The sequence below is a fragment of the Klebsiella sp. GW_Kp182 genome, assembly GCF_040062275.1.
Classification (GTDB): Bacteria; Pseudomonadota; Gammaproteobacteria; order Enterobacterales; family Enterobacteriaceae; genus Klebsiella; species Klebsiella michiganensis.
This window is the reverse complement of sequence record NZ_JBEAFQ010000014.1, coordinates 90,523-105,250: the sequence shown is the minus strand read 5'-3', so window position 1 is coordinate 105,250 and position 14,728 is coordinate 90,523. Positions and strand designations below refer to the sequence as shown.

The 14,728-nt window shown below is 52.9% G+C and carries 16 protein-coding genes, 1 other RNA gene and 1 pseudogene; 8 read left to right on the top strand and 10 right to left on the bottom strand.

Going from position 1 to position 14,728, the window contains the following annotated elements; genetic code table 11:
- Positions 1-13: 13 nt before the first annotated feature.
- The 6 genes from ABLU88_RS15330 (at position 14) to ABLU88_RS15305 (ending at position 3,304) form a co-directional block, all read left to right on the top strand.
- The gene (locus ABLU88_RS15330; protein ID WP_004854453.1) at positions 14-319 is read left to right on the top strand and encodes a YqjD family protein; all 306 of its coding nucleotides are present in this window, start codon (positions 14-16) and stop codon (positions 317-319) included.
- A gap of 2 nt (positions 320-321) precedes the next feature.
- A complete protein-coding gene (locus ABLU88_RS15325) occupies positions 322-720 on the top strand; it encodes a phage holin family protein (RefSeq protein WP_004854455.1) in 399 nt (132 codons plus the stop codon).
- On the top strand, positions 717-1,016 hold the full coding sequence (locus ABLU88_RS15320; protein ID WP_004854457.1) for a YqjK family protein: 300 nt from the start codon (positions 717-719) through the stop codon (positions 1,014-1,016). Before ABLU88_RS15325 ends, ABLU88_RS15320 begins: the two co-directional genes overlap by 4 nt.
- A 344-nt stretch (positions 1,017-1,360) precedes the next feature.
- A complete protein-coding gene (locus ABLU88_RS15315) occupies positions 1,361-1,753 on the top strand; it encodes a DoxX family protein (RefSeq protein ID WP_004125512.1) in 393 nt (130 codons plus the stop codon).
- A gap of 69 nt (positions 1,754-1,822) precedes the next feature.
- A complete protein-coding gene (locus ABLU88_RS15310; RefSeq protein WP_032693245.1) occupies positions 1,823-2,809 on the top strand; it encodes a glutathione S-transferase family protein in 987 nt (328 codons plus the stop codon).
- Positions 2,810-2,935: 126 nt separating this feature from the next.
- Positions 2,936-3,304 (top strand): DUF805 domain-containing protein, encoded by a 369-nt coding sequence (locus ABLU88_RS15305; protein ID WP_004105984.1) that lies wholly within the window; start codon positions 2,936-2,938, stop codon positions 3,302-3,304.
- A 36-nt stretch (positions 3,305-3,340) separates the two neighbouring features.
- Here ABLU88_RS15305 and ABLU88_RS15300 read toward each other — a convergent pair whose 3' ends face one another.
- Positions 3,341-4,237 (bottom strand): LysR family transcriptional regulator, encoded by an 897-nt coding sequence (locus tag ABLU88_RS15300; RefSeq protein ID WP_014226944.1) that lies wholly within the window; start codon positions 4,235-4,237, stop codon positions 3,341-3,343.
- Between the two features lie 104 nt (positions 4,238-4,341).
- Between ABLU88_RS15300 and ABLU88_RS15295 the strand changes: the two genes are divergently transcribed.
- Together ABLU88_RS15295 and ABLU88_RS15290 are read left to right on the top strand one after the other, a co-directional pair.
- Positions 4,342-5,043 (top strand): pirin family protein, encoded by a 702-nt coding sequence (locus tag ABLU88_RS15295; protein WP_014226945.1) that lies wholly within the window; start codon positions 4,342-4,344, stop codon positions 5,041-5,043.
- A gap of 24 nt (positions 5,044-5,067) precedes the next feature.
- Positions 5,068-5,229: a hypothetical protein gene (locus ABLU88_RS15290; RefSeq protein ID WP_162934508.1), complete on the top strand. Its 162-nt coding sequence runs from the start codon at positions 5,068-5,070 to the stop codon at positions 5,227-5,229.
- Between the two features lie 33 nt (positions 5,230-5,262).
- Here ABLU88_RS15290 and ABLU88_RS15285 read toward each other — a convergent pair whose 3' ends face one another.
- The 9 genes and pseudogenes from ABLU88_RS15285 to garP form a co-directional block, all read right to left on the bottom strand.
- Entirely contained in the window at positions 5,263-5,673 is a 411-nt protein-coding gene (locus tag ABLU88_RS15285; protein ID WP_014226947.1) for a Spy/CpxP family protein refolding chaperone, read from the bottom strand.
- Between the two features lie 1,174 nt (positions 5,674-6,847).
- Entirely contained in the window at positions 6,848-8,005 is a 1,158-nt protein-coding gene (locus ABLU88_RS15280; RefSeq protein ID WP_285924489.1) for a PAAR domain-containing protein, read from the bottom strand.
- Between the two features lie 19 nt (positions 8,006-8,024).
- Entirely contained in the window at positions 8,025-8,510 is a 486-nt protein-coding gene (locus tag ABLU88_RS15275) for a PAAR domain-containing protein (protein WP_348836928.1), read from the bottom strand.
- A gap of 199 nt (positions 8,511-8,709) precedes the next feature.
- Positions 8,710-8,827 (bottom strand): annotated as a pseudogene (locus ABLU88_RS15270) (IS3 family transposase); the annotation flags it as partial.
- A 708-nt stretch (positions 8,828-9,535) separates the two neighbouring features.
- Positions 9,536-9,914, bottom strand: an RNA gene (gene rnpB, locus ABLU88_RS15265) — RNase P RNA component class A.
- Positions 9,915-9,946: 32 nt separating this feature from the next.
- Complete coding sequence (gene garK, locus ABLU88_RS15260) at positions 9,947-11,092, bottom strand: glycerate 2-kinase (protein WP_025108329.1); 1,146 nt, start codon at positions 11,090-11,092, stop codon at positions 9,947-9,949.
- A gap of 65 nt (positions 11,093-11,157) precedes the next feature.
- Positions 11,158-12,048: a 2-hydroxy-3-oxopropionate reductase gene (gene garR / locus ABLU88_RS15255; protein WP_348836926.1), complete on the bottom strand. Its 891-nt coding sequence runs from the start codon at positions 12,046-12,048 to the stop codon at positions 11,158-11,160.
- Positions 12,049-12,076: 28 nt separating this feature from the next.
- On the bottom strand, positions 12,077-12,847 hold the full coding sequence (gene garL / locus ABLU88_RS15250) for a 2-dehydro-3-deoxyglucarate aldolase (protein WP_025108328.1): 771 nt from the start codon (positions 12,845-12,847) through the stop codon (positions 12,077-12,079).
- Positions 12,848-12,875: 28 nt separating this feature from the next.
- Complete coding sequence (gene garP, locus ABLU88_RS15245; RefSeq protein ID WP_046878307.1) at positions 12,876-14,210, bottom strand: galactarate/glucarate/glycerate transporter GarP; 1,335 nt, start codon at positions 14,208-14,210, stop codon at positions 12,876-12,878.
- Positions 14,211-14,728 lie beyond the last annotated feature (518 nt).

Genomic DNA, 14,728 nt, shown 5'->3' with positions numbered 1-14,728 from the left:
ACAGGAGATAAACATGGCTAAAGATAACGTTGCAGAAGACCTGCGTGCGGAACTGAAGACGCTGGCTGATACCCTGGAAGAAGTGCTGAACTCCTCCACGGATAAGTCGAAAGAAGAGATTGGTAAGCTGCGCAGTAAAGCCGAAAGCGCGCTGAAGGAAAGCCGTGTTCGCCTGGGTGAAACCAGCGATGCTCTCCTGAAGCAAACGCGAGAAACCGCTGCGCGTGCAGATGAATACGTCCGTGAAAACCCCTGGACCGGCGTGGGAATTGGTGCTGCCGTCGGGCTGGTACTGGGTGTCCTGCTGACGCGTCGTTAATTATGGCGAACTCTAAAAGCACGCAAGGGCCTGGGCAAAGCGTTTTCGGCATCGGACAGCGAATAGTCACTTTGCTGGTCGAGATGGTGGAAACGCGCCTGCGCCTGGTCGTCGTGGAGCTGGAAGAGGAGAAAGCCAATCTCTTCCAGCTGTTCCTGATGCTCGGGCTGACGCTGCTGTTTGCCGCGTTCGGGCTGATGAGCATGCTGGTGCTCATCATCTGGGCCGTCGATGCGCAGTATCGGCTCAACGTGATGATCGCCACCACCGCTATCCTGCTGCTGGCAGCGCTCATTGGTGGTATCTGGACCTTACGCAAAGCCCGGCGTTCAACGTTCCTGCGCTTCACGCGTCAGGAGCTGGCTAACGACCGCGCATTGCTGGAGGACGATAAGCCATGAGCCGCGAACAGCAGGAACGCGAACGACAAAAAGCGCTTTTGCTGCGCCTGATCCAACAGCAGCGGCTGGACCTTAGCGCCAGCCACCGCCACTGGATTGAAGCGACCGCGCCCATTGATCGCGGCTGGAACACCTTCCTCAATCTGCGTTCATGGGCAATGGTCGGCAGCGGCATCGTGGCAATATGGTCCGTTCGCCATCCGCGCTTTTTGATGCGCTGGGCAAAGCGCAGCCTCGGTATCTGGAGCACCTGGCGGATGGCACGCAATCTGCTGCGTCAGTCCACCTCGCGCTAAGGCTAATGACCGGGTCCGGCGCCAGCCGCCGCCCGGCATCCCTCTCGCCCCACTGTCCCCGTCAGGTTTGCCCCTCTTCTTGCTCACCAGCAGAACGCTTTCGCCTTTCAGCGTCTGCCATCATTTTGCGCAGCACCGCCTGTACGACCCGTTACATCCCCTCTTACATTCATGTCCTTTATCAATAATTACTCAGAAACTTTGAAAAAGATCTACAGTTTTCCTTGCTAACAATCACATCTCATCCTCGCTAATATCCTCTCCATCGACAGCAAGCCCGCGTAACTACGCAGGATTGCACCAAAAAACAAAATCGCCGCCCTTTGGGTTTTCTGGAGTAAGAAATGAAAAAATTAGAAGATGTTGGTGTACTGGTAGCGCGCATTCTGATGCCCATTCTGTTTATCACCGCAGGTTGGGGAAAAATCACCGGTTATGCGGGTACTCAACAATATATGGAAGCCATGGGCGTCCCTGGGTTTATGCTGCCGCTGGTTATCCTGCTTGAATTCGGCGGCGGTCTGGCGATTCTGTTCGGTTTCCTGACCCGCACCACCGCGCTGTTCACCGCAGGCTTCACCGTGCTGACCGCGTTTCTGTTCCACAGCAACTTTGCTGAGGGCGTGAACTCGCTGATGTTCATGAAAAACCTGAGCATCGCAGGCGGCTTCCTGCTGCTGGCTATCACCGGTCCAGGCGCCTTTAGTATTGACCGCGTCCTGAATAAAAAGTGGTAAGCGCACTATACTAGTAAATAAAAAAGCGAGGGGACTTCTCCTCGCTTTTGCTATCTGAAGGAGGAAATAATGGGACAATTAGTTGACGGCGTCTGGCACGATACCTGGTATGACACCAAATCCACCGGAGGGCGATTTAAGCGTTCTGTGTCCGCCTTTCGCAACTGGCTAACCGCCGACGGCGCGCCGGGCCCAAGCGGCGAAGCCGGGTTCGCTGCGGAAAAAGACCGTTACCATCTGTACGTTTCTCTGGCCTGCCCATGGGCGCATCGCACCCTGATCCTGCGCAGCCTGAAAGGACTGGAGCCGTTTATCTCCGTCTCCGTGGTCAACCCCCTGATGTTCGAGAACGGCTGGACTTTCGACGATAGCTTCCCGGCAGCGACGGGCGATACCCTCTACCAGCACGAATTTCTTTATCAGCTTTATCTGCATGCCGATCCCCACTACAGCGGGCGCGTCACGGTGCCCGTATTGTGGGACAAAAAGCAGCAAACCATCGTCAGCAATGAGTCGGCGGAAATCATCCGCATGTTGAATACCGCGTTTGACGGACTGGGTGCCCGCGCTGGAGATTACTACCCGCCTGAGCTGCGCGCGCAAATTGATGAGCTGAACGGCTGGATCTATGACAACGTCAACAATGGAGTCTATAAAGCCGGATTCGCCACCAGCCAGCAGGCCTATGACGAAGCAGTCGATGGGGTATTTACGTCTCTGGAGCGTCTGGAACAAATCCTTGGTCAACACCGCTTCCTGACCGGTAACCAGCTGACGGAGGCCGATATTCGTCTGTGGACCACCCTGGTTCGTTTCGACCCGGTGTATGTGACCCACTTTAAATGCGACAAACGCCGCATCAGCGATTATCTCAATCTTTATGGCTTCCTGCGCGATATCTACCAGATGCCGGGCATCGCGGAAACGGTGGATTTTGCCCATATTCGCAACCATTACTACCGTAGCCATAAGACGATCAACCCAACCGGGATTATCTCCGTCGGCCCGCAGCAGGATCTTAACGAACCGCACGGCCGCGATCTTCGCTTCCGCTAATCCGTTGGGCGCCCTTTACTGCGCCCAACAATTCACAAAACAAATATTTACCAGCATTTCATTCACGTCTATTCTTATTTCGATCGCTTTAAAAACAAGTGATTGACGGTTAATCGAGGCGTAAAAATGGACTGGTATCTTAAAGTATTAAAAAACTACATTGGATTTGGCGGCCGCGCCCGGCGCAAAGAGTACTGGATGTTTATTCTGGTCAACATCATCCTGACCGGCGTACTCAGCATTATTGATAAAATGCTCGGATGGCAGCGCGCCGGAGGGGAAGGCATTCTGACGACCATCTATGGCGTGCTGATATTCTTACCGTGGTGGGCGGTGCAGTTTCGTCGATTGCACGACACCGACCGCTCGGCATGGTGGCTGTTATTACTGCTGATCCCCGTGATCGGCTGGCTGGTGATCCTGGTCTTCAATTGCCAGAACGGCACTCCCGGCAATAACCGCTTCGGGCCGGACCCGAAACCGACCTCTTACTGACCATGCGCCCCTCGTCAAAAAGGGGCGCATTTTGTTTTATCTTGCCATAAATAGCTTCGGGATTTCCCGCAGACACCATGATTTTGCCTCACCCATGCTGTCCCGGCGCCAGGCCATAATAATGTCGATCTCGTTGCTGTACTCCGGGCTGACCACCCGCAGGCGCCCTTCGGCAATATCCCGCTCAACCAGCGGATAGGGCATCGTGGCGACGCCCAACCCTGCCAGCAGCGCCTGGCGTTTATCTTCGATCGAGCTCACGGTTAATCGCGGCTGTTTATCAAGCAGCTGCACCGTCAGCACCGGACGTTCGCGGGCGGTGTCCGCCACCGCCACGCCGCGATACTTCACGCGCGTGACTTCAGAAAGCGGCTCAGGCTCGAGGTGAATGGGATGGTCGGGGGCGGCAACGTAGACGCTCATAACCGAGTAGAGCTTACGGGAGTTAATTTCCGAGGAGGAACGAAAATGCATATCCGGCGCAACGACAATATCCGCCCGCCCCTGCTCAAGGCGCTCCCATGCCCCGGCCAGCACTTCGGTAATAATCGACAGCTGGGTGTTCGATTTGGTCGCGAGCTTTTCAATTAGCGGAAACAGGTCGGTGGTGGGTACCAGCGCCTCGGTGACGATGGTCAGGTGCGTTTCCCAGCCGCGCGATAGCGCTTCAGCATCGGTTGTCAGCTTATCCGCCGCTTCCAGCAGAACGCGCCCGCGCTCGAGCAGCATTCGGCCAACGTTGGTGAATTTTGTTCGATGACCTGAACGGTCAAACAGAACGACATCCAGCTCTTCTTCCAGCTTTTGCATGGTATAGCTGAGCGCTGAAGGCACTCGACCAAGCTCATCAGCCGCCGCCGCAAAGCTTCCGCGCCGGTCAATCGCATCCATAACGCGTAACGCTTCCAGCGTTAATGCTCTCTCTTTAGCCATCGTTCTCTCATTCAGGAAATTTGAACATACCGGGCAGAATATCTGGCTAACAATACAGCGTCCATACCTTTACCATTGATTTAGTGTAAAGAGAGGTCAAGAAGATGATTACAACCCGAACAGCCAAACAGTGCGGTCAAGCCGACTTCGGCTGGCTGCAGGCCCGCTACACCTTTTCCTTTGGCCACTACTTCGACCCGAAATTGCTAGGTTACGCGTCGCTGCGCGTGCTCAACCAGGAAGTCCTGGCGCCCGGCGCGTCGTTCCAGCCGCGTACCTATCCGAAAGTCGACATTCTGAACCTGATACTGGAAGGTGAAGCGGAATACCGCGACAGCGATGGCAACCATATCCAGGCTAAAGCTGGCGAAGCGCTGCTGATATCCACCCAGCCCGGCGTGAGCTACAGCGAGCACAACCTGAGCAAAGAGAGCTCGCTGACGCGAATCCAGCTGTGGCTGGACGCCTGCCCGCAGCATGAAAACCCGCTGGTGCAAAAAATCGCTATCGCCGAGGGAGCGCAGCAGCTGCTGGCTTCGCCGGACGGCAGCCAGAACAGTCTCCAGCTGCGCCAGCAGGTATGGATCCACCATATCAATCTGGCGAAAGGCGAGCAGCTTAACGTGCAGCTCCACGGCCCACGCGCCTACCTGCAGTCGATTCACGGCACGGTACATGCGCGAGTGCAGGAAGAAGAGAAACAGGCTTTGACCTGCGGTGATGGCGCGTTTATTCGTGACGAAGCTAACATTACCCTCGTTGCCGATACGCCGCTGCGCGCTTTGCTGATAGATTTACCTGTGTAACAACGGCAGTAAGGGAGTGTGTCAGTGGGCAAGAAGAAAACAAAAAAAGCGGTGCTGGCAGCGTCGCAGCCGCAGCCAGAAACCATAACAACGGTTAGCTTTGGTTATGAAGAGATGTTGAGCGAACTGGAGGCGATCGTCGCAGAAGCGGAGATACGGCTCCAGGAAGAAGAAAGCGTCGCCTGACATCAATATCGGCCCCGGCCGGGGCCGATAAATTTACTCACTCAGCGCCTGAGCTAAATCTTTTTGGACCTGCTTACGCTGTTCTGGCGTCAGGACCTGATTCACATCAAAATAGTACTTCACGCGATAATAGCGGACCTGCTGTTCGACTTTACTAAACGCCGCCAGCTGATCTTTGACCGCTTTTTCATTCCATTTTCCGGAATCAATCACATCAAATAATACGCCGTCTTTAATATCTTTCTGGGAGATCTGCTGAACGTTTTTTTCCAGCTGCTGGTGCAGGCTTTTAATTTTCGTTACCTGATCCTGGGTCAGTTTTAAGTGTTGGACAATCGGATCCTGCGCCGGGGCTGGCGCAGCGTTAACATCCGCAGCCTGTGCCGCCATTGAGAAGCCCGTAGCGAGGACGGTTGTCACTGCAATGCGAGTCATTAATTTCATTTTTTGTTTTATCCTGATTAATTATCACCGATGTGGCTGGCTATTATTTTTCATAAGCCGATGACGAAATGTAAAAAATAGTTCGCATAAATGTAGTTAAATCAGGAGATACATAATAAACATGAATGTCATAATTGAATTCATTTATTTTAAATATATTGATTAAGCGAGAAGGACGCATAACCGTATGAGTCATAATGCGGTTGATGGCAGATCTGTTTCCCCCATTGTGCCGCTTTCTTGTCAGGTGGCGGCTGACGCCTTTCCTCATCGACTACACCCGCGCCGTTGCTACAACCCAAAGCAAAAGCCCCGCTATTGCTGGCAGGGGTTGTCTAATAAGTTGAAACGGACCGCTCAGCCGGCTTCGTTCAACCATACGTCAGGTATCTGCGGCGCTGGGGATTGTGTCGCAGACCGTATCTCACTTTGTATGGCAGGGTAAAGCCCGCCAGGTACGTGTCTTTCACACCCAACCGTGTTTTATCGCCAGCATCAAAATCCCTGCAATTACAAAAAATACTATATTAACCAGACCAAGAAGTGCCTCTACATAAAATGGCCTGATAATCCGTTTCGGTAATCCCCGGATGAAATCTTTATCATCATTTTTGGTCAGTATTGAGCTTTTATTCCACAATAGCGGCATAAATATGAACTGCGTTTTTATGCCGTATGCGCCCTTGAAGTAAAGTGAGTTAACGTTCTCGAACAATAATACGGCATCTAGAAGGCTGCCGAACTTCTCTTTGTATAGCTGGCAGATCTCCTTAAATCTCTTTCTGTTCAGAAGTGAGGCAATGACACTGGCTCGGGGGCACTCCAGTGCGTTGTCTTACCACCAACGCGTATTAGGCTTGTATTGTCTAAAAACAGGGAAAAGGGGAAAGGCTGGATCTCTCCAGCCTTTGACGGTCATCTCACTTTCTTGAAGATAAGCAAGACTAAAACAAGACAAATGGCGCTACCGACAAATGCAGTGATTAAGAGGCTATCCACTGAACGCGCTAAGTCATCTATGATCGCTTCACATAAACGGGCTTCCATCTGACCTGTTGAAGGGGGGCCGTTGTATTTCCGGGTTAGTCCAAAATCAAGCACAGGTATCATCAAGGCGATAGAGTAAATTGCGAATACTAAAGCAATGCCTCCCCATCGAAGGATAGCCTTTGCTCTATTCGTCAATGTCATACGAACCACCTAAAACGCCGCCAATCGTGCCACCAGAATAGCCCGAAGATGATCCAACCGTTGACGCACTGTTAGTAAGCCCTTCCTCCACTCGTCCTGTGAGGCTTTCAGAGTTAGGCTTGAATTGTTCGATGTTCGGATACTGTTCTCTGAATGAGCTGGTGACTTCCATAACGTTCATTGAAGACAGATCGCCGCTCTTTTCCGTCAGGTAACGCTGTAAAGATACAGGGATAGTGAAATCTTCTTCATTGTCGATACGAAGCTGCGTTGTTGTCGATGTGTAACTGGTGTCAAAGATTTTAGTCCCTGCTTCTCTGATCACTTGTACCGTGTGAGTTGTGCAGTTGCTGCCGGTTAAATCGTAAACGTCTATCACCTTTCCGCGCCGCTTAGTACGGTCTCCCATCGCCTCCGTGAAAACGGGTGTTTTACCGGAGTTCCATAGAGATTCAAAAATTCTGCGGGTTTCCTCCGTAGTAACATCGTCGATCTGAAAAACTCTCGCTTGGTATTTGTACAGTTCTTCACGATAGTAAAGGCGTGCATCATCGCCAGTCAGGAAGTTAAGAATCCCATCACCTGTTAATGTGGCCGGGCCTTTCCGACCAAAGCGCCCGTATGTGTAAACATAGATCGAATTATTCTCGTGTACAGAAACATAAGCATGTCCTGCGTCGGTGGTTTCAGTCCAGATGTAAACGCCGTTCAGTAGTTGATTATCTTCTGGCTTGCAGGTGTCAGCAAAACTGTTTTGCTTCTTCGCTACTTGGGCGTGCTGATCTGGTTCTTGTACTGAATCAGGTGTGGCTTTCGCTGCTGCTGGTGTGGATGTTGCCCGCACTGGTGCCTGATAAGGGCCGTGTCGCATAAAAGTATGTGTGGCGATGAAAAATGACTTACACGGACAGGTAGAGCGGCTGTAGAGCGTACTGGCGGCTAACTGACCATGAATATACTCTCCAGGATATCCACCTGCCACGCTGTAAATACCTGGGTGTTTACCGCAGGATACCTGGCAGCCCACTGTTGCCTGTCTATTTAGATTCGGGCCAATCTGCTTCCCTTTCGGGTGTCCGGTCAGTACCGATCCCCCGCATGTTGTTTTATCGCCTTTCACAACCCAAAAGCCTGTAGACATTTTCTGGACTCCTTATTTTTTAGAGCGCCGCTGGAGCGAGAAAATCGGCTGGCATTGCTGGGCTGTTGTCTAACAGGCAGAGGAGGGCATAATCTTGTGGGGTGCTAACAATCACATCACCGTTATCAAGCTGGCTTCCTACGAGAGCATAAGAAACGCCGTTGCCGTTGGTATTGACTGACCCCGATCCGTTGATGATTTTCGCGCGTGTTCCGTCAGGATAAACAACGTCATCCCCAACCATTGCCCGAGTAACCTCGCTCCCATCCTCAAGAATAAAAGTGTCGTTGGCGCTGGCTTTCTCAATCTTTCCACCGTTTCGGGTGAGCGCTCCAGTCGTAGCAAAACGCCAAATTGCCATTAAAGAACGATCTTTCATTTCTTCAATATGGGATTTGAAAATCTGGCGTTGCTCTTCGTCTGCGTTTGCCAGTTGCTCTGCGCTGAATGGATGATTGAATGATGCGAGTACTGATGGCGTGAGTTCGTTGGTGTATTGCTTCATAAATCCCTCTACTTACTGTGAATTTATCTTGTCCAACACTCATTGTACAAATAACAACCACAAGCAGAAAGTTGTTCCCCCCTTAAAGTGAAACTATGTTTTAAAAAAATTCATATAATGAATACCTCCTGTTTTTTCATTCGCTTTGTGAAGTATCAAAGCTTTTGCTGTGCCTGCCCGTTCGCCGTGTTTGTCTGTTCCGGGTTACGTTGCCGGATATACCGAAGGAAGGAGTGACTGTCAGACACTCCTTCGTGAAATCATCGACCTCGTCTACGTTTAACACCCAGGCCGCTGAGATGATAAAGGCGGTAAATAATCATCAATGTCTTTTTGTTCTAATTTCTTCATTTTCTGCACTATGTCCAAAAGTTGGGCTGGCTCCATCCTGGACGCTTTTATAAAAGAAATGATCATAAAGAGTGGGAAGATATAAATCTTGCTCTACTCGCTGAATCGCAGCCCAGAGACACACGAAAAAAACGCCTGACGGGAGTCTGAAATAAAGGCAATAGCGGTTGTCGCACTTGAGGGTATTAGGGATGGAACAGCCGTTGGTATGCCTCGTCTGTATCACAGTTTGCGTCGCATTTTCACCTTTAAAGGTCTGAGACATGCCAACGTATTGCTTTAGAAGTAGTTGAAGCTGACCGTTAAGCCGCTTTCTTTTAGGTATAGCGTCGTGGACAGTCATTCATCTGTCCTGTGTTTTAAACTGCCGTATGAAGCAAAAACCCTCGCCATTTCTGACGAGGGTTTTCTTTGAATGAGGAAGCTGACCGTTAAGCAGCTTTCTTTTGGGTATAGCGTCGTGGACAGGCATTCATCTGTCCTGTATTTCAACCTGCCGTATGAAGCAAAAACCCCCGCCATCGCTGGCAGGAGTTTTGTAAAAAGTTGAAGCTGACCGTTAAGCCGCTTTCTTGTGGGGTATAGCGTCGTGGACAGTCATTCATCTGCCCTCTGTTTCAACCTTTAGCCGAAAACAAAAACCCCCGCCATTTCTGACGAGGGTTTTCTTTGAATGAGGAAGCTGACCGTTAAGCCGGGTTCTGTCGTGGACAGTCATTCATCTAGGCCAGCAATCGCTCACTGGCTCAAGCAGCCTACCCGGGTTCAGTACGGGCCGTACCTTATGAACCCCTATTTGGCCTTGCTCCGGGTGGAGTTTACCGTGCCGCGAACTGTTACCAGACGCGCGGTGCGCTCTTACCGCACCCTTTCACCCTTACCTGATCCCACTTACGTGGGCCATCGGCGGTTTGCTCTCTGTTGCACTGGTCGTGGGCTTGCGCCCCCCAGGCGTTACCTGGCACCCTGCCCTATGGAGCCCGGACTTTCCTCCCCTCCGCCCGTCTCCCCCGAAGAGGACGACGACGAAGCGGCGACTGTCTGGTCAGCTTCGGCGCGAAGTATAGAGGGTTTACCGACGGTTGTCATCCTTCTGTCGCCATCCCAACCTGCAATGTCGCCGCAATATTACGCGACGCATGATAAATATTGTCCGCCGCGCCGCGAAACGCCTCTTCGAGCGTCGTTACGCTGGTCAGCACGCTAAACACCGCATCAATCCCATACTGGTGAACCACGCCGACGTCCCGGGTCAGACTACCGGCAATGCCAATTACCGGCTTATGATACTTTTTCGCCACGTTCGCCACGCCAACCGGCACTTTACCGTTAATACTCTGGCTATCCAGCCGGCCTTCACCGGTCACCACCAGCGAACAATCGAGGATATGCTCTTCCAGATTCAGCGCCTGGGTCACGATTTCAATCCCGCTGCGTAATTCAGCGTTCAGGAACGCCATCAGCGCTGCGCCCATACCGCCCGCCGCGCCCGCGCCGGCAACCTGCTTCACATCGACATGCAGATCGGCCTTAATAACGTCCGCATAGTGCGCCAGGTTGCTGTCCAGCTCGCGGATCATCGCTTCGGTAGCCCCTTTCTGCGGACCAAATATCCTTGATGCGCCAGTATCACCAGTCAGCGGATTGGTGACATCGCAGGCGACCCGAATAGCGCAATCATGCAGTCGCGCATCAAGACCGGAGAGATCTATCGAATTGAGGCTACACAGACTACCGCCGCCGTTGCCAATCTCCGCGCCGTTGGCATCGCAGAGACGCGCGCCCAGCGCCTGAACCATCCCTGCGCCGCCGTCATTGGTGGCGCTGCCGCCAATGCCAATGATGATATTTTTCGCCCCATGATCCAGCGCCTGCAAAATCAGCTCGCCGGTACCGCGCGACGTCGTCAATAGCGGGTTACGCTGAGCGGGCGGAACCAGCCCCAGCCCGCTGGCCGCAGCCATTTCGATAAACGCGGTTTTGCCGTCACCGGAAAGCCCCCAGCAGGCATTAACCGGAACACCCAGCGGCCCCGTCACGCAGGCGCTCATTTCGGTTCCCTGCGTCGCGGCAATCATCGCCTCAACGGTACCTTCTCCGCCATCGGCGAGAGGAACCTTCACGTAGAGCGCATCGGGGAAAATTTCCCGAAAACCTTTTTCTATAGCCTGAGCAACCTCGGTGGCCGAGAGGCTTTCTTTATAAGAGTCTGGGGCGATTACGATTTTCATAGTTATGTAGCCTGACAGTGCCGCGCAAGGCAAGAATTACAGGGCGCGCATCCGCGCCCTTCTTGTTAGCGAGTGACTTCCACTTTCGCCAGTTTTTCGTAGTAGCATGCAAGCGCGCTGTGGTCGGCGGTACCCAGACCGTCGGCGCGCAGCGCCTGCATCATCTCCATCACCGCGGCGGTCAGCGGCAGCTGGGCGCCCACGCCGTGAGAAGTGTCCAGCGCATTCGCCAGATCTTTGATATGCAGATCGATACGGAAACCCGGCTTGAAGTTGCGGTCCATCACCATTGGCGCTTTGGCATCCAGTACGGTGCTTCCGGCCAGCCCGCCGCGGATGGCCTGATATACCAGATCCGGGTTCACGCCCGCTTTGGTCGCCAACGTCAGCGCTTCGGACATCGCCGCAATGTTCAGCGCCACGATCACCTGGTTGGCCAGCTTGGTCACGTTGCCCGCGCCGATCTCGCCGGTATGCACCACCGAACCCGCCATCGCTTTCAGCAGATCGTAATATTTGTCGAAAATCGTTTTATCACCGCCCACCATCACCGACAGCGTACCGTCGATGGCCTTCGGTTCGCCGCCGCTGACCGGCGCATCCAGCATATCGACGCCTTTCGCTTTCAGCGCTTCGCTGATTTCGCGGCTCGCCAGCGGCGCGATGGAGCTCATATCGATCAGCACGGTGCCCGGCTTCGCGCCTTCAATAATGCCGCCTTCCCCCAACGCCACCTCTTTCACGTGCGGGGAGTTCGGCAGCATGGTGATGATCACATCGCACTGCTCGGCAATCGCTTTCGCTGACGCGGCGGTTTCTGCACCTGCGGCAATCACTTCGGCAATCGCTTCCGGGTTACGGTCAGCAACCACCAACGAGTAACCTGCCTTGAGGAGGTTTTTACTCATTGGTTTACCCATGATACCGAGGCCAATAAAACCAACTTTCATTGTCATGTCTTTATCTCTCTAGTTTCGGTGGTGGTTATTTCTTAAAGGAGTCAGCCAGCTTCTGCGTGGCAGAACGGAAAACACCCAGGTCGCTGCCGACGGCGACAAAGGTCGCGCCCCATTCCAGATAGCGGCGCGCGTCGGCTTCAACCGGCGCCAGAATGCCGCTCGGCTTACCGTGCTTTTTCGCGCTGGCAAAAATGTGCTGAATAGCTTTCTGCACTTCCGGATGGGAAGCATTGCCCAGATGGCCCAGCGCAGCGGCCAGATCGCTTGGGCCGACAAAAATACCGTCAACGCCCGGCGTGGCGGCTATCGCATCAACGTTATCCACGCCCTGCTGGCTCTCGATTTGCACGAGAATGGTGATGTTGTTATTCGACTGCGCGAAGTAATCCGGCACGGTGCCAAACATATTGGCGCGGTGCGAGACGGATACGCCGCGAATGCCTTCTGGCGGATAGCGGGTTGAGGCGACGGCGTTAACCGCCTGCTCTTCCGTTTCGACAAACGGAATCAGGAAGTTATAAAAACCGATATCCAGCAGACGCTTAATAATCACCGGCTCATTGGTCGGTACGCGAACGACCGGCGCGCTGGCGCTGCCTTTCAGCGCCATCAGCTGCGGGATAAAGGTTGAGATGTCGTTCGGCGCATGTTCGCCGTCCAGTACCAGCCAGTCGAAACCTGCCAGACCTAAAACTTCGGTGCTAATCGGGCTCGCCAGCGCGGACCAGCAGCCGATCTGAACCTGATGCGCCGCCAGGGCCGCCTTAAATTTGTTCGGGAAGATATCGTTGTTCATCGTTTATACCTTGTCACTTAACCGTTAATTATTTCTGCAGTTCCATGCGTTTGATGTCGCCAACCACAAACAGATAGCAAACCATCGCCATCAGGGCCGAGCATCCGACGAAGACCAGCGCTGCGTTGAATGAGTGCAGCTCGCTCACCAGGTAACCGATAACCAGCGGGGTTACGATGGAAGCTACGTTACCAAATACGTTAAAGACGCCGCCGCACAGGCCGACAATCTCTTTCGGCGCGGTATCGGAAATCACCGGCCAGCCCAGCGCGCCGAACCCTTTACCGAAGAAAGCCAGCGCCATCAGGGTCACCACCAGCGCGGTGTTATCGGTGTAGTTACACAGAATGATGGTGGAAGCCAGCAGCATTCCGAGGACGATCGGCAGCTTACGCGCCACGGTGATGGAAAAACCGCGTTTAATCAGATAGTCGGAGAACACCCCGCCCAGCACGCCGCCGGCAAAACCGCACAGCGCCGGAATCGATGCGACCAGACCCACTTTCAGAATCGACATGCCCTTTTCCTGCACCAGATAAATCGGGAACCAGGTGAGGAAGAACCAGGTGATGGTATTGATAAAATATTGGCCGAAGAACACGCCCAGCATCATGCGGTTGGTCAACAGCTGCTTGATATAGTGCAGTTTAGGTCCGCTGGCCGCCGCGCTGCCGGGCTTTTTATGGTCCATATCAACGACGGCGCCGTTCTCGGAGATAAATTTAAGCTCCTCCTGCGTCATGCGCGGGTGGTCGGTGGGGTTGTGGATCAGTTTTACCCACAGGCCGGTCAGCACAAAGCCAATCACGCCCATGACGGTGAAGACGTGCTCCCAACCCCAGGCAAAGGTCAGCCAGCCCAGCAGCGGCGAGAACAGCGCCAGGGAGAAATACTGCGCGGAGTTAAAGATCGCAGATGCGGTCCCGCGCTCTTTCGTCGGAAACCACGCCGCGACGATACGGGCGTTTGCCGGGAAAGATGGCGCTTCAGAGAAACCCAGCATAAAGCGCATAAAAAACATTGAGATACCCGCCCACGCCAGTGGAAACATATCCACAAAGCCTTGCAGGAAGGTAAACAGCGACCAGAAGAACAGGCTGTAAGAGTAGACTTTCTTCGAGCCAAATTTATCGAGCAGCCAGCCGCCGGGGATCTGCATCAGCAGGTAGGCCCAGCCGAAAGCGGAGAAAATATAGCCCATCGAGACCGCGCTCAGCTGCAGCTCTTTCGCCACCTCTGTACCGGCGATCGAGAGCGTCGCCCGGTCGGCATAGTTAACGGCGGTAACAATGAAAATGATCAACAGAATTAAATATCGAGTTGGCACTTCCTTTTTCTGTTCTATCGTTGCATCCAGACTCATCTAATATTCCTCAGGTACAACACACCTTCCATTATTTATTTTGGCGTGATTCTTAATTATTCAGAAATCAATATCAGGAGGTATCGATTTACTTATCCGGCGCATTGCAAGCATGACTCAGTATAATCAGCTTGCGAGCGTTAAACACTGTGCATATAACCTGTAAATGGCGTTTAATTATCGTTATTGTTGTGCAAATGCAATAATCAGTGGGCGCTGTTCCACAGTTCCAGCGATTTCCCTCTTTAACGTATTCGCCCGCGCAGCAATGGGTGATTTAGATCACATTTTCAGATTCAAACACCTGACATTCTCTATTTCACAAATCTGCACATCAGAAATTGAATATACCCTAAATATTTCGAGTTGCATGAAGGCGGCAGCGCAGGGAATCCCCAGGAGCTTACTAAAGTAAGTGACTGGGGTGAGCGAGGAAAGCCAACGCACATGCAGCTTGAAATATGATGGGTATAAACGTTTTATTTTATTATTCGCACCTTGCTGGAGAATACTGGACA

Coding starts and splice junctions, on each gene's coding strand:
- ABLU88_RS15295 (WP_014226945.1), top strand. CDS start 4,342: ATGATTACAACCCGAACAGCCAAACAGTGCGGTCAAGCCGACTTCGGC.
- ABLU88_RS15325 (WP_004854455.1), top strand. CDS start 322: ATGGCGAACTCTAAAAGCACGCAAGGGCCTGGGCAAAGCGTTTTCGGC.
- garR (WP_348836926.1), bottom strand. CDS start 12,048: ATGACAATGAAAGTTGGTTTTATTGGCCTCGGTATCATGGGTAAACCA.
- ABLU88_RS15300 (WP_014226944.1), bottom strand. CDS start 4,237: ATGGCTAAAGAGAGAGCATTAACGCTGGAAGCGTTACGCGTTATGGAT.
- ABLU88_RS15320 (WP_004854457.1), top strand. CDS start 717: ATGAGCCGCGAACAGCAGGAACGCGAACGACAAAAAGCGCTTTTGCTG.
- garP (WP_046878307.1), bottom strand. CDS start 14,210: ATGAGTCTGGATGCAACGATAGAACAGAAAAAGGAAGTGCCAACTCGA.
- garK (WP_025108329.1), bottom strand. CDS start 11,092: ATGAAAATCGTAATCGCCCCAGACTCTTATAAAGAAAGCCTCTCGGCC.
- ABLU88_RS15330 (WP_004854453.1), top strand. CDS start 14: ATGGCTAAAGATAACGTTGCAGAAGACCTGCGTGCGGAACTGAAGACG.
- garL (WP_025108328.1), bottom strand. CDS start 12,847: ATGAACAACGATATCTTCCCGAACAAATTTAAGGCGGCCCTGGCGGCG.
- ABLU88_RS15315 (WP_004125512.1), top strand. CDS start 1,361: ATGAAAAAATTAGAAGATGTTGGTGTACTGGTAGCGCGCATTCTGATG.
- ABLU88_RS15305 (WP_004105984.1), top strand. CDS start 2,936: ATGGACTGGTATCTTAAAGTATTAAAAAACTACATTGGATTTGGCGGC.
- ABLU88_RS15275 (WP_348836928.1), bottom strand. CDS start 8,510: ATGAAGCAATACACCAACGAACTCACGCCATCAGTACTCGCATCATTC.
- ABLU88_RS15310 (WP_032693245.1), top strand. CDS start 1,823: ATGGGACAATTAGTTGACGGCGTCTGGCACGATACCTGGTATGACACC.
- ABLU88_RS15285 (WP_014226947.1), bottom strand. CDS start 5,673: ATGAAATTAATGACTCGCATTGCAGTGACAACCGTCCTCGCTACGGGC.
- ABLU88_RS15280 (WP_285924489.1), bottom strand. CDS start 8,005: ATGTCTACAGGCTTTTGGGTTGTGAAAGGCGATAAAACAACATGCGGG.